This window comes from Hydrotalea sp. GW822-HT8A01 (assembly GCF_058798575.1).
Genome location: NZ_CM179506.1, coordinates 3,123,516 through 3,145,528, shown reverse-complemented (window position 1 = coordinate 3,145,528; position 22,013 = coordinate 3,123,516). Strand labels below are relative to the sequence as shown.

General features: G+C 36.1%; 18 protein-coding genes and 1 tRNA gene. 12 read left to right on the top strand and 7 right to left on the bottom strand.

Annotation, left to right across the window (positions count from 1 at the left end; genetic code table 11):
• Positions 1–53: 53 nt before the first annotated feature.
• Positions 54–1,223, top strand: coding sequence for a glycosyltransferase family 2 protein (locus tag AC3QLY_RS13965; protein ID WP_081299108.1), 1,170 nt, complete (start codon positions 54–56; stop codon positions 1,221–1,223).
• 58 nt (positions 1,224–1,281) lie between these two features.
• Here AC3QLY_RS13965 and AC3QLY_RS13960 read toward each other — a convergent pair whose 3' ends face one another.
• Entirely contained in the window at positions 1,282–2,775 is a 1,494-nt protein-coding gene (locus AC3QLY_RS13960; RefSeq protein WP_074419367.1) for an IS1634 family transposase, read from the bottom strand.
• 69 nt (positions 2,776–2,844) lie between these two features.
• Between AC3QLY_RS13960 and AC3QLY_RS13955 the strand changes: the two genes are divergently transcribed.
• Both AC3QLY_RS13955 and AC3QLY_RS13950 read left to right on the top strand, forming a co-directional pair.
• The gene (locus AC3QLY_RS13955; protein WP_492989889.1) at positions 2,845–3,267 is read left to right on the top strand and encodes a hypothetical protein; all 423 of its coding nucleotides are present in this window, start codon (positions 2,845–2,847) and stop codon (positions 3,265–3,267) included.
• Positions 3,268–3,411: 144 nt separating this feature from the next.
• Positions 3,412–4,029 carry a Yip1 family protein gene (locus AC3QLY_RS13950; protein WP_074418551.1) on the top strand — a complete coding sequence of 206 codons (618 nt, stop codon included), beginning with the start codon at positions 3,412–3,414 and terminating at the stop codon, positions 4,027–4,029.
• 51 nt (positions 4,030–4,080) lie between these two features.
• Here AC3QLY_RS13950 and AC3QLY_RS13945 read toward each other — a convergent pair.
• Positions 4,081–4,155: transfer RNA gene (locus AC3QLY_RS13945), tRNA-Val, on the bottom strand.
• A 62-nt stretch (positions 4,156–4,217) separates the two neighbouring features.
• Positions 4,218–4,508 carry a hypothetical protein gene (locus AC3QLY_RS13940; RefSeq protein WP_074418552.1) on the bottom strand — a complete coding sequence of 97 codons (291 nt, stop codon included), beginning with the start codon at positions 4,506–4,508 and terminating at the stop codon, positions 4,218–4,220.
• 208 nt (positions 4,509–4,716) lie between these two features.
• On the opposite strand from AC3QLY_RS13940, the gene AC3QLY_RS13935 reads away from it, so the two are divergent.
• On the top strand, positions 4,717–5,046 hold the full coding sequence (locus tag AC3QLY_RS13935; protein WP_068241180.1) for a DMT family protein: 330 nt from the start codon (positions 4,717–4,719) through the stop codon (positions 5,044–5,046).
• A 36-nt stretch (positions 5,047–5,082) separates the two neighbouring features.
• Here the strand turns inward: AC3QLY_RS13935 and AC3QLY_RS13930 are convergent, their stop codons facing one another.
• Positions 5,083–6,093, bottom strand: coding sequence for a WD40/YVTN/BNR-like repeat-containing protein (locus tag AC3QLY_RS13930; RefSeq protein WP_218330384.1), 1,011 nt, complete (start codon positions 6,091–6,093; stop codon positions 5,083–5,085).
• 46 nt (positions 6,094–6,139) lie between these two features.
• Between AC3QLY_RS13930 and AC3QLY_RS13925 the strand changes: the two genes are divergently transcribed.
• On the top strand, positions 6,140–6,871 hold the full coding sequence (locus AC3QLY_RS13925) for a tRNA threonylcarbamoyladenosine dehydratase (protein ID WP_074420146.1): 732 nt from the start codon (positions 6,140–6,142) through the stop codon (positions 6,869–6,871).
• On the opposite strand, the gene AC3QLY_RS13920 is transcribed toward AC3QLY_RS13925, so the two are convergent.
• Entirely contained in the window at positions 6,868–8,040 is a 1,173-nt protein-coding gene (locus tag AC3QLY_RS13920; protein ID WP_074420147.1) for an exo-beta-N-acetylmuramidase NamZ family protein, read from the bottom strand. The genes AC3QLY_RS13925 and AC3QLY_RS13920 overlap by 4 nt on opposite strands.
• 18 nt (positions 8,041–8,058) lie before the next feature.
• Entirely contained in the window at positions 8,059–8,487 is a 429-nt protein-coding gene (locus AC3QLY_RS13915; RefSeq protein WP_074420148.1) for a YkgJ family cysteine cluster protein, read from the bottom strand.
• A gap of 330 nt (positions 8,488–8,817) precedes the next feature.
• Between AC3QLY_RS13915 and AC3QLY_RS13910 the strand changes: the two genes are divergently transcribed.
• From AC3QLY_RS13910 to AC3QLY_RS13895, 4 genes are all read left to right on the top strand, one after another.
• Positions 8,818–10,701, top strand: coding sequence for a DNA topoisomerase IV subunit B (locus AC3QLY_RS13910; RefSeq protein WP_074420149.1), 1,884 nt, complete (start codon positions 8,818–8,820; stop codon positions 10,699–10,701).
• A 30-nt stretch (positions 10,702–10,731) separates the two neighbouring features.
• On the top strand, positions 10,732–11,565 hold the full coding sequence (locus tag AC3QLY_RS13905) for a DUF1835 domain-containing protein (protein ID WP_074420150.1): 834 nt from the start codon (positions 10,732–10,734) through the stop codon (positions 11,563–11,565).
• Positions 11,566–11,633: 68 nt separating this feature from the next.
• Entirely contained in the window at positions 11,634–14,153 is a 2,520-nt protein-coding gene (locus tag AC3QLY_RS13900; RefSeq protein WP_074420151.1) for a DNA gyrase/topoisomerase IV subunit A, read from the top strand.
• Between the two features lie 91 nt (positions 14,154–14,244).
• Positions 14,245–15,429, top strand: coding sequence for an acetyl-CoA C-acyltransferase (locus AC3QLY_RS13895; protein WP_074419594.1), 1,185 nt, complete (start codon positions 14,245–14,247; stop codon positions 15,427–15,429).
• A 62-nt stretch (positions 15,430–15,491) separates the two neighbouring features.
• On the opposite strand, the gene mtaB is transcribed toward AC3QLY_RS13895, so the two are convergent.
• Positions 15,492–16,766 (bottom strand): tRNA (N(6)-L-threonylcarbamoyladenosine(37)-C(2))-methylthiotransferase MtaB, encoded by a 1,275-nt coding sequence (gene mtaB, locus AC3QLY_RS13890; protein ID WP_074419593.1) that lies wholly within the window; start codon positions 16,764–16,766, stop codon positions 15,492–15,494.
• Positions 16,767–16,911: 145 nt separating this feature from the next.
• Here mtaB and AC3QLY_RS13885 point away from each other — a divergent pair, with 145 nt between their 5' ends.
• The 3 genes from AC3QLY_RS13885 (at position 16,912) to AC3QLY_RS13875 (ending at position 21,988) form a co-directional block, all read left to right on the top strand.
• Complete coding sequence (locus AC3QLY_RS13885) at positions 16,912–17,211, top strand: hypothetical protein (RefSeq protein WP_074419592.1); 300 nt, start codon at positions 16,912–16,914, stop codon at positions 17,209–17,211.
• A 225-nt stretch (positions 17,212–17,436) separates the two neighbouring features.
• Positions 17,437–20,718 carry a glycosyltransferase family 117 protein gene (locus AC3QLY_RS13880; RefSeq protein ID WP_492989888.1) on the top strand — a complete coding sequence of 1,094 codons (3,282 nt, stop codon included), beginning with the start codon at positions 17,437–17,439 and terminating at the stop codon, positions 20,716–20,718.
• Positions 20,719–20,890: 172 nt separating this feature from the next.
• Entirely contained in the window at positions 20,891–21,988 is a 1,098-nt protein-coding gene (locus AC3QLY_RS13875; protein ID WP_218330386.1) for a vWA domain-containing protein, read from the top strand.
• Positions 21,989–22,013 lie beyond the last annotated feature (25 nt).

Genomic DNA, 22,013 nt, shown 5'->3' with positions numbered 1-22,013 from the left:
TCTTTTGCATTGCTGTCAGATTAGTATATTTAGCCCCATTTATAGGATTGTTTATGATTGAATGGGTGTTTTGGTTTTCTTTTGCAGTAATGCTGTATACTTATGTTTTGTATCCGGTTATATTGTTTCTGTTTGTACAGATGAAACAAAATATTCAAACCGAAAGCAATACGATTATTGGTACAAATCATATTCCGAATGTTACTGTCATCATTTCTGCATACAATGAAGCAGATTGTATCAATGCAAAAATTCAAAATTCAATTGCTTTAAATTATCCTGCCGATAAAATTTCCTGGATAGTGGTGACCGATGGCTCAACCGATGGCACCAACAAAATAGTTGCCACATATTCTCAGATAAGTTTATTGCATCATGCAGAAAGGCTGGGTAAGTTACATGCTATGAACAGGGCTGTAAACGAAAGTACAGCTGATATTTTAGTATTTACAGATGCCAATTCTATTTTGAATTCGGATTGCCTGCATTATATGATTCCACATTTTAGTAATGCCAGAACAGGAGCCGTGTCAGGTGAAAAAAAAATATTGATTCCTACCGATGCCGATGCAATGATTGGTGAAGGTATTTACTGGAAGTATGAATCCTTCATAAAAAAAATGGAATCGCAATTTAAAACGGTGATTGGTATGCCGGGCGAATTGTTTGCTATTAGAAAATCGTTATATCCATTATTGCCACCCAATACCATTACGGAAGATTTTTCAATTGCCATGCAGGTAATTGCATCAGGTTATATTATTCGTTATGAGCCCAATGCAATTGCTGCAGAAAACCCATCCATTCATATTGCTGCTGAATTTAATAGAAAAAAAAGAATAGCAGCCGGAAGTATACAAACTTTACTACAAACTTTGCATTTGTGTAGCCCATTTAAGTACCCTTCCATTGCGTTTCAGTACATCAGTCACAAAGTTTTTCGATGGTTATTAATACCATTGTTATTGCCTGTATTATTTATTACTTCAATTTTTCTCTGGTATCATACACATGCCACTATTTTTTGGTTAAGCAGTGTTACGCAAATTTTATTTTATAGTTTAGCATTGATTGGCTGGGTGGCAGAACTATTGCGTATGAGTATTAAATGGTTGTATATTCCATTTTATTATTGTTTTATGAACCTTTCTATGTTAGCAGGAATTGCACTCTTTCTTAGTGGTAAACATACTGTACTATGGGAGAAAGTGGAACGGAAATAAATGCTTGTTTTATTAAACAGGTTGGTAGTTTATTCAGGCTGCTCCTGACTTGTCCGATTTAGTGCGGTCTAAGAATTTTTGTGATAATTTCTTGTAGATGATTCGGCACATGAGCTCTCATTCTTATTTCTTTTTTGGTTATTTTATTTATTAATCGGGCATCTGTGATCTTTTTACAATGGGTTAAAAATGCTCTTATGGACAATGTTGCTGTTATTTCAATATGTTTTGATATAGCTAATGCCATAAAGCAAATAAGTATATGTAATTGTATGGGCTCTTCTTTAAAATGGAAAATTGGGCGAGTTTGTAAATCGTTTTTTGAGACCCTAAATGCTTGTTCTACTTTATATAAATCATGATAGCGACTTATTATGGTTGCATTATCGGCAACAGCTTCTTTAATGTCTGTATAATATCCTTTAATCCCCAGTAGCTTTGTGGTTTTTTCAATAAGCTTTTCGTTCAGCATCATATTACTATCGCCTGATTTGAGGTATTTTACCCTCTTCATTTTTGAGGGTTGAGTCAGCATCAATTTTGCTCTCTCTATTTGCCTGTTCATCTCAAATTTATCTTTATTATAGCGCTTTTTAGAGAAGCTACAAATTAGATAGCCATTTTCTGTTTTAAGCCGAATCACGCTCCCATCTATTTTTGGAAGTTTCGCATCTATTGTTTCCAACAAGTGGGCCGACACATTACCTAGCCTTGCACCTACTATATAGTTGATTTTTTCTACTCTCAATGCCTCCACATTTTCGGTACTTATCATGGCTGCATCAGCAACGACCGTAAAGTTTTCTACTTTATGTTTTTTGATAAAAGATTTAATGACAGGAATCAACGTATGACCCTCAAATGTATTACCTGAAAACACCTCATAACTTACAGGAAAGCCTTCGGGTGTAACCATGAGTGCCACCACAATTTGTGGTTGTTGCGACTTGTTGTCTTTAGAAAATCCATTCTTGCGAAGTTCGTCCTCCGTAAATGTTTCGAAATACAGGGTCGTAACATCATAGAACAATAAAGAAAAATCAAATCCATATTGTTTTCTGGCAAAATCAAGCGTTTTTTTCTCTATTCTTTCCTTTAAAACAAGCCATTTATGTGCTGATTCATAAAACTGTTGCCTGCGGTGTTTAATGCCAAAATAAGATTCTATTAACTCAATAGAACGAAGTTTGGAACCAGGCTCAACGATTCGAATCACTACAAAATCATTCAACAAAGCATCCGCTTCTAAAGTATAACCAATTTGGTGCTGCACGGCTCTCAATACATCGTACAAATAAGTAAGGTAAATCCCTATGAATTCACATTGACTAACCAATACTGCCTCCTCGCCAGGTTTGGAATCTTCAAATAGATATAATTGTTTGGTATAATCAGCAATAAATAGCCTGGCCATTTCTTCCAGGGCAAATATTTCTTCGTTAGTAGTTCCTGAACCAATATGTTTGATGATAACCCGTTTACTGTTTTGATAATGATAAACTTGTACAGAACGAGAATTTCCCTTTGTTTTTACAATTCTAATGTGTAGCATTTGACCTGGTTAGTACGGTCAAAATAGATAAAAAGTATCATAAGTAGTTGATTATCAGAAACTATTTGTTTGGATTATGGAAAGGCGGACAAGTCAGGAGAAAAAAGAATAGCAGCCGGAAGTATACAAACTTTACTACAAACTTTGCATTTGTGTAGCCCATTTAAGTACCCTTCCATTGCGTTTCAGTACATCAGTCACAAAGTTTTTCGATGGTTATTAATACCATTGTTATTGCCTGTATTATTTATTACTTCAATTTTTCTCTGGTATCATACACATGCCACTATTTTTTGGTTAAGCAGTGTTACGCAAATTTTATTTTATAGTTTAGCATTGATTGGCTGGGTGGCAGAACTATTGCGTATGAGTATTAAATGGTTGTATATTCCATTTTATTATTGTTTTATGAACCTTTCTATGTTAGCAGGAATTGCACTCTTTCTTAGTGGTAAACATACTGTACTATGGGAGAAAGTGGAACGGAAATAAATGCTTGTTTTATTAAACAGGTTGGTAGTTTATTCAGGCTGCTTCATTTTTTTCTTCTTTTATGAATATAAGTTCTTTGTTAATTTAACGAAATGCTTGCATATTTCATTACGGTTTTCTATTTTGTTCTAAAATGTACACTGTATGAATATTGTTAACAGGGTTAAAGGTATCATCACCAATCCCAAACAAGAATGGGCAATCATTGCCGATGAAACACAAACTATGCCGGGTGTTATTAGTGCCTATGTAGTGCCCTTGGCTATTATTGGTGCTTTGGCCGCATTTATTGGCTATGGTTTTGTGGGTAGAACAGCAATGTTATTACATATGGCAGGAATGGGCTGGGGCATTAATATGGCGGTTGTTCATTTCATAGCGGTTATTATTACTGTTATTTTATCAACCTACATTGTAGATATGCTGGCCACAAGTTTTGGCTCAGAGAAAAATTTAAATAAATCGGCTCAGTTAGTGGTTTATTCCTACACACCATCTTTAATTGGCGCATTTTTAACCATTATTCCTGCTTTATCTATTATTGGAAGTTTGTTTGGCTTGTACGGTATTTATTTGTGGTACTTGGGTTTGGGCCCCATTAAAAATACTCCGGAGGATAAAAAAGCAGGTTACCTGATTGTATCTATTATTGTATTAATGGTAGTGTTTTTTGTTATAAGCGCTATCCTTTCATCCATCATTATAGCCATTTTTGGAATGGGAATGTATGGTGGTATGGGTGGTTTGAGGAATATAGGATAATTGAATTTCTTGATAAGAAAAAAAGCGAAACATGACGTTTCGCTTTTTTAGTGGGAGTTGACGGGGTCGAACCGCCGACCCTCTGCTTGTAAGGCAGATGCTCTAAACCAACTGAGCTAAACTCCCTTCCCTTTCGTTGTTTGGGAGTGCAAAAATAGGGTGTGATTCATAACTACCAAAAATTTTTTTTAATTAAGTTGCAAAGTAGGCAATCTATATTGTGTACTATCATACATAAAAAGGGTTTCTATACTATACTGCCAGTATTTGTATAAAGGCATTTTATCCATAAACTTTGCGGCCTGCTCTTTGTTTTCAGCGTTCATGGTAATCCATACGGTTTGTGTTTCCATGCTTACTGCATAGGTTTCTATGATGCCTTTATTCATTAAAAAATCAATATACGTTCTGTGTGCCGGTAGTAATACCATAAAATCATCATCCATGGTAAAATGCACAATTATCTGATATTTGTTCATACACATTTTTTTATAATTTCTACAACCTCTGTTTCTTTTCTGTTATATAGTAATTACAACAATTTTTGTGCATTTATTGTTTTCATGGCATTTTGTCAACCGTTTTATTTTCAACTCTGGCAGAACAACTATATTGCACATTAAATTAACTGATATTATAACAGTTCAAGTAAATTAAAATATTATTTTCAACTATTTTTTTTAATGTATGAAAACAATTGGCTTACTCATCGTTTCTAATGTATTTATGACTTTTGCCTGGTATTGGCACTTAAAAGCAACCGGAATACCCTTATGGAAAGCGATTGTTATTAGCTGGTCGATTGCTTTTTTTGAGTATTGCTTAACCGTGCCCGCAAACCGAATGGGTTTTTTAGAGGGATGGAATGGGTTTCAGTTGAAAATTGTTCAGGAAGTAATTACATTGATTATTTTTTCATTTTTTGCCGTTTTGTATTTGAAAGAACCATTGCGTTGGAATTACCTGGTTAGTTTTTGCTTAGTAATGGGGGCAGTTTATTTTGCTTTTAAAAAATAATCCGAGTTCAATAACCAAATACTCTTTGATAAATATTCACTTTAAAATTAGTTGGGCTATTCTGCCTTTATTCCCCGCCAAAAAAACTTTTTTATTCTCTGTTACACAAATAGTGTGAAATGAAGTTTTGCTGATGGGTAGCCAGTGTAACCCATCATCATAACTAATATCAACACCCGATGTGCCACAACATATCCATATTTTATCGCTTACATGTTTTACACAGGAGCGATAACCATTTGGTAATTGAATGGGGTTATCTATTCGAATGGTTTTATTGATTTTAACAATAGCAGCATTGCCTTTTGCAATTTTATCCTGCATAAAATCACCTCCTACTACAATGCAAGTGGTATCATAACAATCAATTGAATTAGCCCCTTGTGAAAAAGTGCCTTGAAGCATGGGTAAGGGATACGCTGAAATATTATTGATATATAGTTTGGATGCGGTTCCGCCACTTATCATCCATCTTTCGTTAGTGTTTGTCCAAATGAAAATATTGCTGTTACTGGATGCAAAGAATGCTTCTCCATTCTCAAAAACAGGTAATCCTTTTGTTAGTGTATCCCATGTATTGCCTTTATTTATTGTAGTGGCCATGAAAGGATGTTGCCCTGAAACCGGATCACCAATCACCCAACCTTTTTCACTGTTTATAAAAAATAAAGCATCTAAAAACATTCCTTTGGTACAGTTTGTAAAAATTGTATTCCAGTGTAAACCACCATCGGTAGTTTTTAACAATAAGGCCGGTTCACCAACTGCCATAATAATGGCTTCATTTTCATCAAATGCCTGTATGGCTCTAAAATCTCTTGTTGCAAAATCATTCACAGTTAACCAATGCCAATGTTGGCCTCCATCTGTACTTTTGGCTACCTGTCCATTACTACCAGCAGCCCAAATAATGCGATTACCAACTGCACTTAAAGTTCTAATGGAAGTTGTTACACTGCTATCCGTTAGTATAACAAGATGCTGACCAAATAGTATTTGTGAGGTAAAGAGCATACAAGTGATAAAAAACAGTTTCCATGAAGCCATTTTATTACAATTTTGCATTTTGAAAATAATCTAAAATGCTGAATATATGATTCCGTATTGGATGAGCAGAACAAATTTATTATTACATGAAAATGCCATTGAAACATTACAATTCAAAAAAATACTCTTAGTGGGTTTAGGTGGTGTAGGTGGTATTTGTGCTGAAATGTTGGTTAGGGCTGGAATTGGTCATCTTACCATTGTAGATAATGATAAGGTAGATGCCAGTAATATTAATCGCCAGTTGATTGCACTGCACTCCACTGTTGGCGCACCAAAAACCGAGATGTGGTTGCAACGTTTACAAGATATTAATCCGGCTTTGCAAGCAGAAATTGTACAGGTGTTTGCAGATAAACAATGGATTCAGGAATATATTGTGCCGGGAAAATTTGATTATGTAATTGATTGTATTGATACCCTAACGCCTAAAGTGTTTTTATTGCAGCATTGCCATCAGCATCAAATTCCAATTGTAAGTTCAATGGGGGCCGGTGGAAAAATAAATCCCTCAGCCGTAACTATTTGCGATATTGCTGAAACTTATGAGTGCGATTTGGCTAAATATGTTCGCAAAAAATTGCGCCGTGCAAAAATTTACTCGGGTATTAAAGTGGTGTTTAGTCCCGAACCCGTTTTGCATGGAAGTATGCAGGTTACCGAAAATGCAAAGCCTAAAAAATCAATTATTGGCACTATTAGTTATATGCCGGCTATTTTTGGATGTATGTTATCCAGTATTGTTATTAGAGATATATTGGGTGTTTCAACTGATTAGTAAAGGAGATGGGGCGACATGGTTTGCTGCCAGCTTTCGCTAATATTAAGTAAAGCGTGTAAGTGTTGCAAATAGCTTTCCATATCGCTCTCAAATAAATTTTCTGATGAAGGGATGCCCAATAATTTATCTAAATGATTTACCCCGGTTGGGTTTACATGGGTTACATAACCTTGCCAGGCAAAATGGTTTGGGTGCAAATCATGTATCAGTTTTATTAATATCAACCCCGTATAAACTGGCCTGAATTTTTCCTGATGGTGAATTTTTAGAACAATGCCATTGCAGGTTTGGCCCATATATTTGCCGGTTTCGGGTATAAAACAGGTGGTTGCTGCGCTTACATTGTCAAATAACAGTTGGTTAATGGTAGAAGCTACAAGTGCAGCATTCATCCATGGTGCGCCGGCTGCATAAAATGAATAAGGTGTTCCTCTTCCTTCAGAAATATTGGTTGCTTCTAAAAATGCAGTGCCGGTATAGCATAAAGCAGCTTCAAAGCAACGAATGGCGGGCGATGTGGGTACAAATGCTGTTTCCCAATCGGGCTGAAAACTGTTTCTATCATAATATTTACAGGGAACAATGGTAAGTGGCGCATTCAATTGCAGCACTTTGTTAAAATATTGTGCCAGTTCACCCAATGTACAACTATGACGAACTGGCATAGCCCATCTGCCGATAAATGAAGCGCAGGCTGTTTGTAACATAGGCCCTTCAGCCAGATCAAACCTGCCAGAAACAGGATTGGGCCTGTCTGCAATGATCAGAGGTTTTTGAGAATCACCTGCCGCTTCCAATACATAGGAAAGTGTCCACAAATAAGTATAAAATCTGGCGCCTACATCAGGAATATCAAACAACAACAGGTCAATGTCTTCTAAATCGGCTGCATCTGGTTTCAGCTTTGCACCATATAAACTAATGATTGGCAAACCTGTTAGTGCATCTTTTCCATTATCTATCAAAACCCCATCGGCTCCTTTTACATCTAAACCATGTTCCGGAGAAAAAAGTTTAACAATATTAAATTGTTTTTGAAGCAAGGCTTTTCGCGATGGGATACCTTCCTTTGTTTGAGCTGCATGATTGGTAACAAAACCAATCCGCTTGTGCTTCCATGCCGGAATTGCTCGAACCAATACATCAATTCCTGATTCAGTGGCCATTATTTAAACAAGCTGGTTTTAAATAAAATCCAATGCCACTTTTAAATGTTCTACAACATTAAATATAATGGGGCATCGGTCGTAATGCATAAATGTAGTAAAAGTTCGGTCATTAAAACCCGGAACATGTAAGCCTGGAAATTCTCTGCATCCCTGAAATCGGTGTTCGTATATGCTGCATTGCGTTGTTTTCAGAAAAGGGCAGGGGATGCTGTTCATTAATAAGGTAGCCGAACTGCCTTTTTCAATATATTGTGCATCAAAATCGTTGCGTTGCAACTTTAAATGTGCTGCAACATGACTGGCTTCTTCTTCAGAAACATTGATCATTAAACTTTTGCAACAATTGCCGCAGGCCTTGCAATCAATTTTGGGGCTAATTTCATTGTTCAGCTGCTGTACTTTATCGTCTACCAATTGTGGGGTTTGTGCTTTTAAAAAAGCCATGAAACGCCGATTGTTTCCTTCATTTTCATGGGTAAAAGAAACAATTTGAGATAGGCTGGTTTCAATATGAAGTGGCTGACTGATGCGGCAAACATAAACAAATAATTTTGGTTGAAAACCGGTGTTTCAACTATATTTTATCCACAAAAAACTAAAATGTAGAAAAACAAACTTTTATAAGTGCCGCACAGGCTTAGATTTGCGGTTGGTAGGAAGGAACACCACGTTCAATAATTTGTGTTGATATCTTCTGATGCACCAGCTCAATTTTCACCTTTGGGCAATGGATTGGGCTATTGTGCTAATTTTAGACATTAAAAATTGTGCATTATGGCAGTTGAACAAGCAGGAAAATATACAGAAGATGATATTAAAAGTTTAGACTGGAAAGAGCATATTCGCCTCCGGCCAGGTATGTATATCGGTAAATTAAGTGATGGTTCTGCACCTGATGATGGTATTTATGTTTTAATTAAGGAAGTTGTAGATAACTGTATTGATGAACATACCATGGGTTTTGGTAAAAATGTCAATATTAATATTGATGGGAAAACGGTGCATGTTCGCGACTTTGGCAGGGGTATACCATTGGGAAAATTGGTGGATGTAGTCAGTAAAATTAATACTGGCGCTAAATACGATAGTAAAGCTTTCCAAAAAAGTGTAGGATTGAATGGCGTGGGTACCAAGGCTGTAAATGCACTAAGTAGTTATTTTAGCGTTACGGCTTTTCGCGATGGAAAAATGAAAACAGCCGAATTTGAAAGGGGGAAATTAATAAAAGAAACCAAAGAAGAAAAAACATCCGAACCCAATGGTACGCTGGTAAGCTTTATTCCGGATGAGCAAATTTTTAAAAATTATCATTTCCGATTCGATTTTATTGAAAATCAGATCTTGAATTACTGCTATTTAAATGCAGGACTTGTAATCAATTTTAATAATAAAAAATTTGTAAGTAAAAACGGATTACTCGATTTATTAGAACATAAAACCAATTCTGATGAATTACGGTACCCCATTATACATTTAAAAGGAGAAGATATTGAAGTAGCCATTTCGCATAATAACGATTATGGAGAAGATTTGTATTCTTTTGTAAATGGTCAGTTTACCACACAGGGTGGTACACACCAGCAAGGTTTCAGGGAAGCATTTGTAAAAGTAATCAGAGATTTTTTCAAGAAAGATTATGAGGCTTCCGATATCAGAACCAGTATTGTTGCTGCCATTTCTATTCGTGTGCAGGAACCCGTGTTTGAAAGCCAAACCAAAACAAAATTAGGCTCTCAACACATGTTTGAAGGTGGCCCTTCCGTTAAAAAATTCATCGAAGAGTTTTTAGGTAAAGAATTAGATAATTATCTGCATCGAAATCCTGCCATTGCAGATGCGCTTAAAAAAAGAATTGAGCAAAGCGAAAGGGAAAGAAAAGAATTAGCAGGCATTAAAAAAATTGCCAATGAGCGGGCAAAGAAAGCCAACCTGCACAATAAAAAATTACGCGATTGCCGTATCCATTTTAATGATGAACCGCCCACTAAAAACAGACAGGAGTATATTGAATTAATGAATCAGTCTACCATTTTCATTACAGAAGGTGATAGCGCCAGTGGTTCCATTACAAAATCACGAAAAGTAGATTCACAGGCTGTATTCAGTTTGCGGGGTAAACCTTTAAACAGCTACGGACTTACCAAAAAAATTGTGTATGAAAATGAGGAGTTTAATTTATTGCAACATGCGCTTAATATTGAAGAAGGAATGGAGGGGCTGCGTTACAAAAACATTGTAATTGCAACAGATGCAGATGTAGATGGGATGCACATTCGGTTATTATTAATGACCTTTTTTCTGCAATTTTTTCCGGAACTGGTAAAGCAAAACCATGTATTTATTTTAGAAACGCCTTTATTCAGAGTGCGTAACAAACAGGAAACCATATATTGTTACGACGAAACTGAAAAGCAGGCTGCTATTGCAAAACTGGGTAATAAGCCTGAAATAACCCGCTTTAAAGGGCTAGGTGAAATTTCGCCGGAAGAGTTTGGACGATTTATTGGAGATGATATTCGCCTGCAACCTGTTTTATTGGAACAAGGCGATCATATACAACAACTATTAGAGTATTATATGGGCAAAAACACACCACAAAGACAGGAATTTATTATTGATAATTTAAGAGTAGAATTAGATTTGGTAGAAGCCGTTTAAAAAATAATGACTAAGTAAAACTATAGAAGCATGATGCATGTTGTTTTTAACACTGCCGATGTTGAGGTTTTAAAAAAAGCAATGGAATTAGATGAAACCTTGCAAGGCGATATAATTGAAATTAAAGACGATTTTTCTGTAGGCCCCGTTACAGATATTTATGAAACCTATGGCTATCAGCTACGGAGAGACTGGTGGAAGAAAGTACTGGAATATTCACCTTATGCCCATCAATTAGATATTGTTGATGATAAATTAACGGTATACAATTTGTGTAATCAATTAAATGAAGATAAAACACTGCATATTTGGATTTGGATGGGCCAAAACGCGCATGATGTGTGCGGCTATTATTGGTTAATGTCTCAATTAAGTGCATTTCAGGGGCAAGTGTTTGTTTTATACATGAATAATCTGCCATTCATCAACGAAAAAGGGGGTATATTTTATCCTGCTTATTTACATGAAATACAGCCAAAAGAATTTTTAAAAGCAAAAAAATTAGCCCGTCCCATTACACTCAGCGAATTTGAAGTAGACCCTGATGAATGGAAAAAAACCGGTAGTGAAAATGGTCTTGTACGAATTTTAGAAGGTGGTAAAAAAATTGTGAGCAAAGAAGTGAGTTATTATGATAAGGACATTTTGTCGGTTGTTGGTGTTGAGCCGCAGAAACTGCTGAAATTATTGCAACAGTTTTATTCAAAATCTAAATTAAAAATTGCCGATACATTTTTTGTATGGCGTTTACGAGAGCTGATGAAAGAACAAAAACTTGCTGCAAAAGGCAATTGGGAAAAGTGCTGGAAAGATATTGAAGTGATGCAGATGCAAACAGTGCATACAGAAAGTGAATCGTTGTAATGGTTTTGAATAAAAATGAATAAAGCGTTAAGTAAATAATCAATTGTTAAAAGCTTGTAGGGAAGATTATGGCAAATGAAAAAACAGAAAACACAGTATATCAAAACGATAATGGCATACAAGGACAATACAAAAACTGGTTTTTAGAATATGCCTCTTATGTTATTTTGGAAAGAGCAGTACCGGCAATGGAGGATGGCTTAAAACCCGTTCAGCGGCGTATTTTACATGCCATGAAAGAAATGGATGACGGGCGTTTTAATAAAGTTGCCAACATCATCGGGCAATCCATGCAGTACCATCCACATGGGGATGCTTCTATTGGCGATGCATTGGTAAATATGGGGCAAAAAGATTTGCTGATTGAAACACAGGGTAACTGGGGCGATATTCGTACCGGCGATGCAGCAGCGGCACCCCGTTATATAGAAGCCAGATTAAGTAAATTAGCGCTTGAAATTGCATACAATGCCAAAACAACCAATTGGCAATTAAGTTATGATGGACGTAAACTAGAGCCCGTTACCCTGCCTATGAAATTTCCATTATTATTGGCGCAGGGTGCTGATGGTATTGCGGTAGGGTTATCTACCAAAATTTTACCCCATAACTTTTGCGAAATTTGTGAGGCATCCATTAAATATCTCAAAGAAAAAAAATTTGAACTCTATCCCGATTTTCAAACGGGTGGGATGATTGATGTAAGCAATTACAATGATGGCAAACGCGGTGGCAAAATTAGAGTGCGTTGTAAAATTGAAGAGCTTGATAAAAAATCACTCATCATTCGCGATGTGCCTTATAGCGTTTCAGTTTCACAACTTTGCGAAAGTATTACCAAAGCCAATGATCAGGGTAAAATAAAAATTAAAAAGTTAACAGAATTCACCGGCAAAAATGTTGAAATTCAGGTTGATCTGGCTCCCGGTATTTCGCCTGATATTACCATTGATGCTTTGTATGCATTTACTGATTGTGAAGTGAGTATTTCTCCAAATGCCTGTGTTATTGTTGATCAAAAACCCGCATTTATTTCTGTAACTGAATTATTAAAGAAAGCGGTTGACAATACCAAAAATTTATTACAACAGGAACTCCAAATTAAACTGGGTGAATTAAATGATAAATGGCATTACACTTCACTTGAAAAAATATTTTTTGAACAGAAAATTTATCAGGAATTAGAGAAAAAATATCCAACCTGGGAACATGTATTACTGGCTATTGAAAAAGCTTTTGTGCCTTATTCAAAACAATTAAAGCGTGCCGTAACACGTGAAGATGTGATTAAATTAACCGAAAAGCCGGTTAGAAGAATTTACAAATTAGATATTGATGAACTCATCCGTCAAATTAAAGCCATTGAGGAAGAAATGAATCAGGTACAATATCATTTAGAACATCTTACCGAATACACCATTCAGTATTTCGAAAATTTATTAAAAAAATTTGGTAAGGGAAGAGAACGTAAAACCGAAATAAAACCCTTCGATGTTATTAAAGTACAACAGGTAGCCATTGCTAATACCAAAGTGTACATGAATCGTGCAGAAGGATTTATTGGAACATCCCTTAAAAAAGATGAATATTTGTTCGATTGTTCAGATTTTGACGATATTATTGTGTTTACCCGAAGAGGGATCATGAAGGTAATTCGGGTAGGTGAAAAAAACTTTATAGGTAAAGATATTTTACATGCAGCCGTATTTACTAAAAACGATGAACGCACTACTTACAACATGATATATGTTGATGGTGAAAGTGGTGTTAATTATGCCAAACGTTTTAATGTTACCGGCATTACCCGAGATAAAGAATATGATTTAACGAAAGGAAGCGATAAAAGTAAGGTGCTATATTTTTCTGCTAATCCCAATGGTGAAGCAGAAGTGGTTAAAATTATATTAAGCCCCAACTGCAGTGCCCGTAACAAAGAATTAGATTTTTATTTTGCAGAAATTGAAATCAAAGGAAGATCCAGTCAGGGAAATATTGTAACCAAATATCCCATACGTACCGTTAAATTTAAAGAAGCCGGAAAAAGCACTTTAGAAGGGCGCAAACTTTGGTTTGATCAGCAATTTGGCCGGTTAAATACTGATGAAAAAGGATTGTATTTAGGCAGTTTTGAAGATGAAAATATTTTGGTGATTTATAAAGATGGTAATTATGAAATTACCAATACCGAGCTCAACCAAAGATTTGATACAGAGAAAATAATTTTGATTGAAAAGTTTGATCCCAACAAAATCATTACCGCTATCTATAAAGATGCAACAAAAAACCAATTTACGGTAAAGCGCTTTAGGATTGAAACATCAACACTTCAAACCAAATTTTTATTTATCAAAGAGGGCGATGATAATTATATTGAAACTGTAACAACTGAAGAGGAGCCCATTTTAACTGTTGAAACCGGAAAGGGGGCTCAAGTGCGAAAAGCAAAATTTAAGATTTCTAAAATGGTAGAAGTAACCGGCTGGAAATCAGTTGGCGCAAAATTGATGGATTATGCAAAAGCCATTCAAATGCATTGGGAGGTAGCACCACCTGCCGATCAGCAACAACCGGAATTATTTAATGATTAATTCAATATTGTGTTGCTGTGAGGTTCAAAATTTTTATGATTTATTTACTAACGCTTGTTAGCTAATTGTATCTTTGTGCAAATATTGCAACATGGAAAAAAGAACAGTATACATTGTATCGGCTATAAGAACGCCGATAGGTAGCTTTGGTGGAAGTTTAAAGTCGTTATCTGCCACACAATTAGGTGCCATTGCTATTAAAGCTGCAGTTGAAAAAACAGGCATTGCCCCCGATACGGTGGAACATGTTTATATGGGGAATGTATTACAAGCCAATGTTGGCCAGGCACCGGCAAGGCAGGCTGCTATATTTGCAGGTTTGCCACCCAAAGTGGTTTGTACTACTGTAAATAAAGTTTGTGCCAGTGGTATGAAGGCTATTGCACAAGGTGTTCAGGATATTTTATTGGGCGATGCTGATGTGGTAGTGGCAGGCGGAATGGAAAGCATGAGTAACGTTCCATTCTATGTACCCAATATGCGTTGGGGTAACAAATATGGTGATAGTACTTTAATAGATGGTTTGGCCAAAGACGGACTGGTGGATGTTTACCATAATTATGCCATGGGTAATGCAGCTGAGCTATGTGCCAAAGAATGCCATATTTCAAGAGGTGAACAGGATGCATTTGCTATGGAAAGCTATCATCGAAGTCAGGCTGCCATACAGGAAGGTAAATTTTTTGATGAAATTGTGCCGGTAAGCATACCGCAGCGCAATGGCAATCCTGTTATTATTGATAAAGATGAAGAACCTTTTAACGTTAAATTCGATAAAATACCTTCTTTAAAACCGGCCTTTCAAAAAGAGGGTACCGTTACGGCTGCCAACGCATCTACCATGAATGATGGTGCCGCAGCAGTGGTATTAATGAGTAAAGAAAAGGCAGATGCATTGGGTATAAAACCATTGGCTATCATTCGCTCTTATGCTGATGCAGAACAGGCGCCGGAATGGTTTACAACCACACCCAGTCTGGCAGTTCCTAAAGCTGTTGCAAAAGCCGGTTTAACCATGAAGGATATTGATTTTGTTGAAATTAATGAGGCTTTTTCAGTAGTAGGTTTGGTGAATATCCAAAAAATGGGATTAGATGCATCAAAAGTAAATGTACATGGTGGTGCAGTATCATTAGGGCATCCGTTGGGTTGCAGTGGTGCGAGAATTATTGTTACATTATTGAACGTTTTAAAGCAACATCAGGGTAAAATTGGAGCAGCGGGTATATGCAATGGTGGTGGAGGGGCAAGTGCCATGGTAATTGAGCTGATATAATTTGCCTGTTATTCAATAATAACCATACGCAGAATGCAAGTGTATCTATCAGCTTATGGTTTTTATATTTCCCAATCAACAATTTGATTGGCCCATTCTTTTCTGTAAGGTGTTTGTATGCGGATATAATTATCGGTATAGCCCTCCATCATGCCATTCTTTTCAGCATCTTCAAACAATACTTTTCGTTTGGCACCACTTTGTTGGGCGATAAAGTATTGTAATTTTTTAAAGGATAAGTTACGTAAAATTTTATTCCTTTCATTTCTAATGTGTATGGGAACAATGCCATCCATTGTTATGGCTAAAGTATTGGGCCTTTCTGAATAGGTAAATACATGCAGGTAACTCACGTCTAATTCATGCAAAAACTGGTGTGTTTCATGAAAGGCTTCATTCGTTTCGCCGGGAAAACCCACAATAACATCTACACCAATGGCACAATGCGGCATCAGGGTTTTAATTTCCTGAACTTTTTCACGATATATTTCTCTTTTGTAACGGCGGCGCATCAATCCGAGAACGTTATCACTTCCACTTTGTAATGGAATATGAAAATGCGGCATGAATTTTTTGCTGCCTGCAACAAACTGAATAATTTCGTTAGATAGCAAATTGGGCTCAATAGAAGAAATTCTAAATCTTTCAATTCCTTCAATATGATCTAATTGCTGAATTAACTGAAAAAAATTCTCCTGTTTCTTTTTGCCATCCGGCCCTTTCCCAAAATCGCCCAAATTAACACCGGTTAACACAATTTCCTTAATACCACTTGCGGCAATGGCTTCAGCATTTTTAATTACGGAAGCAATGGTATCGCTTCGGCTAATGCCTCTGGCCATAGGGATGGTACAAAATGAACAGTTATAATCACATCCATCCTGTACTTTCAAAAAAGTGCGGGTGCGATCGTTGATAGAGAATGCTGCATTAAATCCGGATACAGTTTCTATATCACAACTGTAAATGGTAGCAGATCCGGTGTTTTTTGTAAGTTGTTCAATATGTTGCACAATATTGAATTTTTCTGCTGCGCCTAACACCAAATCTACCCCGGGTATGTCAGCAATTTCTTTCGGTTTTAATTGAGCATAACAACCAATAATCACTACAAAACTATCCGGCGCTTTCCGTTGTATTCTTCTCACAATTTGCCGACACTCTTTATCAGCATTATCAGTAACTGAACAGGTGTTAATGACATAAACATCCGCTATGTCATCAAACGATTTTTTTTGGAAACCTTCCTGCTCCAGCCTTCTGGAGAGGGTAGAGGTTTCAGAAAAATTTAATTTACAGCCTAATGTGTGTAAGGCTACCGAGCGCTGCTTTTCCATGCCGCAAATATAAGCTGCCGGAAATATTTTTCTTCAGGTGTTTTATACTGCAATCAGCCTCTCATTGTATTGTTAGAATGGCGATAAATAACTTTTTATTAAAGTTCAAAATAGCTTAATTTGCTTTGATATAAATCAGTTTTTAGTGAGTAACAGTGAAAAATCACCACATATTCTCAATGCATCTTCTAATTTATTGGGTATTTGTTTTATTCTACTGGCGTCTTTAAAAGTGATGAATATTTCAGATAAAACTTTTATTGATGAAGTTACCACCATTGCCATTGTGTTATTTATGGCCAGTTGTATTTTATCGTTCATTTCTATCCGAAATAAAACAGAAAGAAGTCAGTTCTACGAAAATATTGCAGATATTGTTTTCATTTCGGGGTTATCATTACTCTTCATTACCACTCTTTTGTTTAGTTTTAATGTAATAAAATAGTAATGTTTCGTGCTATTCCCATCTCTCAGGTTAAAAATAATATGTTAAAACTCATTGTGTTCAAAACTAAAAGTTGTGTGGTAAGTGCATTTTTTTCAGTATAAAAACATCCATTCAAACTATTTAAACCTAAATTTCATAATAAAGTAGCATGTATTATACAAAGCATTTTAAATTTTCCTATTAAAAAGCTATGTTTGCTCCGCTCTAAAAAAATAGAAACCCATGAATTTTAAAAAGACCAATAATTTGGTAGGCTGGGCAGTTGCATTAATTGCCTGTACTGTTTATGTGCTAACTACTGAAGCGAATGGCAGCTTTTGGGATTGTGGCGAATTTGTAAGTAGCAGCTTCAAGTTACAGATCCCGCATCCACCCGGAGCTCCTTTATTTGTGATGTTGGGGCGCCTTTTCATTATTTTATTTGGTAACAACCCACTTACAGCTGCTAAAGCAGTGAATGTAATGAGTGCATTGGCCAGTGGATTTACTATTTTGTTTTTATTTTGGACCATTACGCATTTTGCCAGAAGAATTGCCAAAGTTGGTGTAAATGATACAATGACTACCACTCAAATATGGAGTATTATGGGTGCAGGTGTAGTGGGGGCATTGGCCTATACATTTACCGATTCCTTCTGGTACAGTGCCGTGGAAGGTGAAGTATATGCGATGAGTTCATTTTTTAGTGCAATCGTTTTCTGGGCTATTTTAAAATGGGATAACGTTGCCGATGAACCTGGTGCTGATCGCTGGTTAGTATTGATTTTCTTTTTAATTGGATTATCTATTGGTGTACACTTGTTGTGTTTACTCAATATTCCTGCAGTGGTAATGGTTTATTATTTCCGCAGAAGAGAGCAGTTTAATTTTAAAGCTATTCGCAAATGGTTTTTAATATTGGTTATTGCCGGTGGCTTTTTAGCATTTATTGCTGCTTTAATTGGCGCATCTGCCGATGCAAGTGATAATGTTCCTGCCGATAATACGGTTGCAGCTTTAATGATTGTAGGTACACTGGCTGCCATTGGTATTTTGTATTTAATAGAAAAAATTTACAAAGAGAAAAAAGAATATTATGCAGGCATTTATATCTTTTTCCTGATCGGCTGTATTTTAACAGGTGTGGTACAAATATTTGTAATTCAATATTCTATTAAATATGCCGGTGTATTTGACCGGATTTTCGTGAACAATTTAGGCTTGCCATTTTTTAGCGGATTTACTTTCTTTTTTATTGCATTAGTCGGATTAATTTGGTGGGGATTGCGTTTTGCACAAAAGAAAAACTGGGCGTATTTACGATTGGCTTTGTGGTGCTTTACATTTGTTTTATTGGGTTACAGTACTTATTTAACTACTATGATTCGCAGTAATGCCAATCCTGCCATTGATATGTATAATGTAGACAATCCTTTAAGTCTGGTTGGTTATCTGGGTCGCGATCAGTATGGTGATTTTCCATTGTTATACGGACAAAAATTTACTGCCAGCCCTGTTGATTATAAAGAAGGGGCTATGAAATACCAAAAAGGGAAGGATAAATACGTGACTATTGGTCGTGATGGTCATTATGTGTACATGCCCGATGATAAAATGGTATTTCCCCGTGTTTGGGATGCCAGTAACGATCAATATCATGCCGATTACTATGCCAGTTTTTTAGGCATACAGAAATACAGGGATAAAAACGGACAAGTACAATATGACAGAACTCCAAATCAATTAGATAATTTCCGCTTTTTAGTGCAATACCAGTTTTATTGGATGTATTTCCGCTATTTTGCTTGGAATTTTATTGGCAAACAAGATGATGTACAGGGCGTATTTATTGGAAATGTTAGAGATGGGAACTGGATTACGGGCATTAATTTTATTGATAACCTGATTTATGGTAACCAAAGTTTATTGCCCGATAGCATTAAAAACAGTAAAGGCCATAATACACTTTTCGCATTACCCTTTATTTTAGGATTAATTGGGTTATTCTACCATTTCAAAAAAAGAGGGGCTGATGCTATCAGCAACTTTTTATTATTCTTCTTTACCGGTATTGCCATTATTATTTATCTGAATCAGGCAGGTAATCAGCCTCGTGAACGAGATTATGCATATGTTGGCAGTTTTTATGCATTTGCTGTATGGATTGGGTTGGGTGTTATGAAGGTGATTGAATGGTTCAGTAAAAAATTACCACAATCAACTGCCGCTATTCTCGCTACCTTACTATGTTTATTAGCCGTACCTACCGTAATGGCGCAACAGGAATGGGATGATCATGACAGGAGCAGAAAAACTTTAGCCAGAGATTTGGCCAAAGATTATTTGGAAAGTTGTGCACCCAATGCCATTTTATTCACTTTTGGTGATAATGATACCTATCCGCTTTGGTATGCACAAGAGGTGGAAGGAATCAGAAAAGACATTCGTGTTATTAACTATAGTCTGCTGGGCATTGACTGGTATATTAATGAGTTGCGTTATAAAATTAATGAGAGTAATCCCATTGATGTAATATATACTGCTGATCAAATTGAAGGCAGAAAGCGTGATTATATTGTATACCAACCCAAACCCAACATTCCGCAAGATCGTTATTATGATTTGTACGATTTAATGAAGAATTATGTGGGCAGTAATGATCCCGATAAAATGGTGGATCGTGGTGGTGGAGATGTTATCAATACTTTCCCGGTTCGCAAAGTATCAATTCCGGTTGATACAGCATTGGTGCATAAAAACGGTACCGTTAACCCGGGAGATACAGTTGTTTCAGAACTTCGTTTTGAAATACCACGTGGCACTTTAATGAAGAATGATATTGCCATGCTGAATATCATCGCAGCCAATAAATGGAAACGCCCCATTTACTTTACCGGCTACTTCAGCGACTTGGGTTTCCAAAAGTATTTAAGAAAGGATGGCTTATCGTATAGACTGGTTCCTGTTGAGAACCAATACATCAATACCGATACCATGGAAAATAACTTGTTGCATAAATTTGCATTTGGTGGTGCTGATGTAAAGAATGTTTATTTTGATGAAGAAAACAGAAGGCATTTACTAACCATCCGTCAGGCTTATGCCGAATTAGCCAGCGATTTGGCCGATAAAGGCCGTAAAGCGGAAGCCAGAGAAGTATTGGAAAAAGCAGATAAGGGAATGTTACAGGAAAACTTCCCTTATGGTATGGTAAGCAGAGCTAATTACCATGATAGAATTTCATTACAATTCTTAGATGCCTGTTACCGTGCCGGCGATACTACCCTGGCCGCAAAAGTGAGCGCTTCCGTTAAAAAAGATTTAGAACAGCAAATTATGTTCTACAACAGTTTATCGGGAAATAATGCAGAAAATATGGCCGATGATAAACAAACAGCCGAAAGCTATTTGAAAGCATTAGAACAGTTAAAAGAAATGTACAATCCTAAATTACCGGTACTGGAAAATGGAAAATTACCCGGAATGGATAGCGGGAAGTTAAAACAAGCCGTACCCCAAAAATAGATTGATTCTTTTAAATAAATTGAAAAGACCGCTCCAAAAGCCGGTCTTTTTTTAACTATATTACTTTTAAATTGTTAATTCATAATAGATAGTATTCTGATGGGGCTTTTAGATGAGAATCATTTACATGTATTAATATTTTTGTAACGTTTTTTTAAGTAGTTTACAACACATGCAAGGTCATCGTTTTATCGGGTTCAATCCTTCCGAAAATCAGCAATCAATTTTTGAACAATTGCTCAATATTTTCATGCAGTTACTCACTTATACCAATGGTGATGCTGCAGAAGCATTGCAATGGATGAATGAGTTAGATAAACAATATCAGCTTACCAATCCCGAATATGGTATGGGCGATTTTATTGAAGAATTGAAACAAAATGGTTATTTGGAAGAAAATACAGTTACCGGTAGTTTTAAAATTACTTCTAAAAGTGAACAAACTATTCGTAAAAAAAGTCTGGAAGAAATTTTCGGAAAATTAAAAAAATCTAAATCAGGCAACCACACTACTTTCAAACCCGGACAGGGCGATGAGATTAATCCCGAAACCCGCCCATTTCAGTTTGGAGATATGTTAGAGCAAATTGATTTTACACAAAGTATTCGCAATGCACAAATCAATCATGGTATTGAAAGTTTTTCAATGTATGAAGATGACTTGCAAATCAGAGAAACCGATTTTAAAACGCAAACTTCTACCGTATTAATGATTGATATTTCTCACTCCATGATTTTATATGGAGAAGACAGAATAACACCGGCCAAAAAAGTAGCCATGGCATTAAGCGAATTGATTACTACCAAATACCCAAAAGATACTTTAGATATTGTTGTATTTGGCAATGATGCGTGGACGGTGGAAATAAAAGATTTGCCCTATTTGCAGGTAGGCCCATACCACACCAATACCGTTGCAGGATTGGAACTTGCGATGGATTTATTGCGCAGAAGAAAGAATCCGAATAAACAAATTTTCATGATTACCGATGGAAAACCCACCTGTTTAAAAGTTGGGAAAAAATATTATAAAAATAGTTTTGGGATAGACCGAAAAATTTTAAATCGCTGCATTAATCTTGCTGCTCAGTGTAAAAAATTAAAAATTCCAATTACCACTTTTATGATTGCATCTGACCCTTATTTGCAAAAATTTGTGCAGGAGTTTACCGAAATGAATCAGGGTAAGGCATTCTTTGCAGGATTAGATAAACTGGGTGCCTTTATTTTTAAAGACTTTGAAAGTGGGAAAAACAAAACATTATATTAATTGATTTCATACAATAGGAAAAAAA

What these genes read in the sequence shown, in the direction of transcription:
- AC3QLY_RS13965 (WP_081299108.1), top strand. Translation starts at nt 54, where the DNA reads ATGATTGAATGGGTGTTTTGGTTTTCTTTTGCAGTAATGCTGTATACT.
- AC3QLY_RS13960 (WP_074419367.1), bottom strand. Translation starts at nt 2,775, where the DNA reads ATGCTACACATTAGAATTGTAAAAACAAAGGGAAATTCTCGTTCTGTA.
- AC3QLY_RS13950 (WP_074418551.1), top strand. Translation starts at nt 3,412, where the DNA reads ATGAATATTGTTAACAGGGTTAAAGGTATCATCACCAATCCCAAACAA.
- AC3QLY_RS13940 (WP_074418552.1), bottom strand. Translation starts at nt 4,508, where the DNA reads ATGAACAAATATCAGATAATTGTGCATTTTACCATGGATGATGATTTT.
- AC3QLY_RS13935 (WP_068241180.1), top strand. Translation starts at nt 4,717, where the DNA reads ATGAAAACAATTGGCTTACTCATCGTTTCTAATGTATTTATGACTTTT.
- AC3QLY_RS13930 (WP_218330384.1), bottom strand. Translation starts at nt 6,093, where the DNA reads ATGGCTTCATGGAAACTGTTTTTTATCACTTGTATGCTCTTTACCTCA.
- AC3QLY_RS13925 (WP_074420146.1), top strand. Translation starts at nt 6,140, where the DNA reads ATGATTCCGTATTGGATGAGCAGAACAAATTTATTATTACATGAAAAT.
- AC3QLY_RS13920 (WP_074420147.1), bottom strand. Translation starts at nt 8,040, where the DNA reads ATGGCCACTGAATCAGGAATTGATGTATTGGTTCGAGCAATTCCGGCA.
- AC3QLY_RS13915 (WP_074420148.1), bottom strand. Translation starts at nt 8,487, where the DNA reads ATGGCTTTTTTAAAAGCACAAACCCCACAATTGGTAGACGATAAAGTA.
- AC3QLY_RS13910 (WP_074420149.1), top strand. Translation starts at nt 8,818, where the DNA reads ATGGCAGTTGAACAAGCAGGAAAATATACAGAAGATGATATTAAAAGT.
- AC3QLY_RS13905 (WP_074420150.1), top strand. Translation starts at nt 10,732, where the DNA reads ATGATGCATGTTGTTTTTAACACTGCCGATGTTGAGGTTTTAAAAAAA.
- AC3QLY_RS13900 (WP_074420151.1), top strand. Translation starts at nt 11,634, where the DNA reads ATGGCAAATGAAAAAACAGAAAACACAGTATATCAAAACGATAATGGC.
- AC3QLY_RS13895 (WP_074419594.1), top strand. Translation starts at nt 14,245, where the DNA reads ATGGAAAAAAGAACAGTATACATTGTATCGGCTATAAGAACGCCGATA.
- mtaB (WP_074419593.1), bottom strand. Translation starts at nt 16,766, where the DNA reads ATGGAAAAGCAGCGCTCGGTAGCCTTACACACATTAGGCTGTAAATTA.
- AC3QLY_RS13880 (WP_492989888.1), top strand. Translation starts at nt 17,437, where the DNA reads ATGAATTTTAAAAAGACCAATAATTTGGTAGGCTGGGCAGTTGCATTA.
- AC3QLY_RS13875 (WP_218330386.1), top strand. Translation starts at nt 20,891, where the DNA reads ATGCAAGGTCATCGTTTTATCGGGTTCAATCCTTCCGAAAATCAGCAA.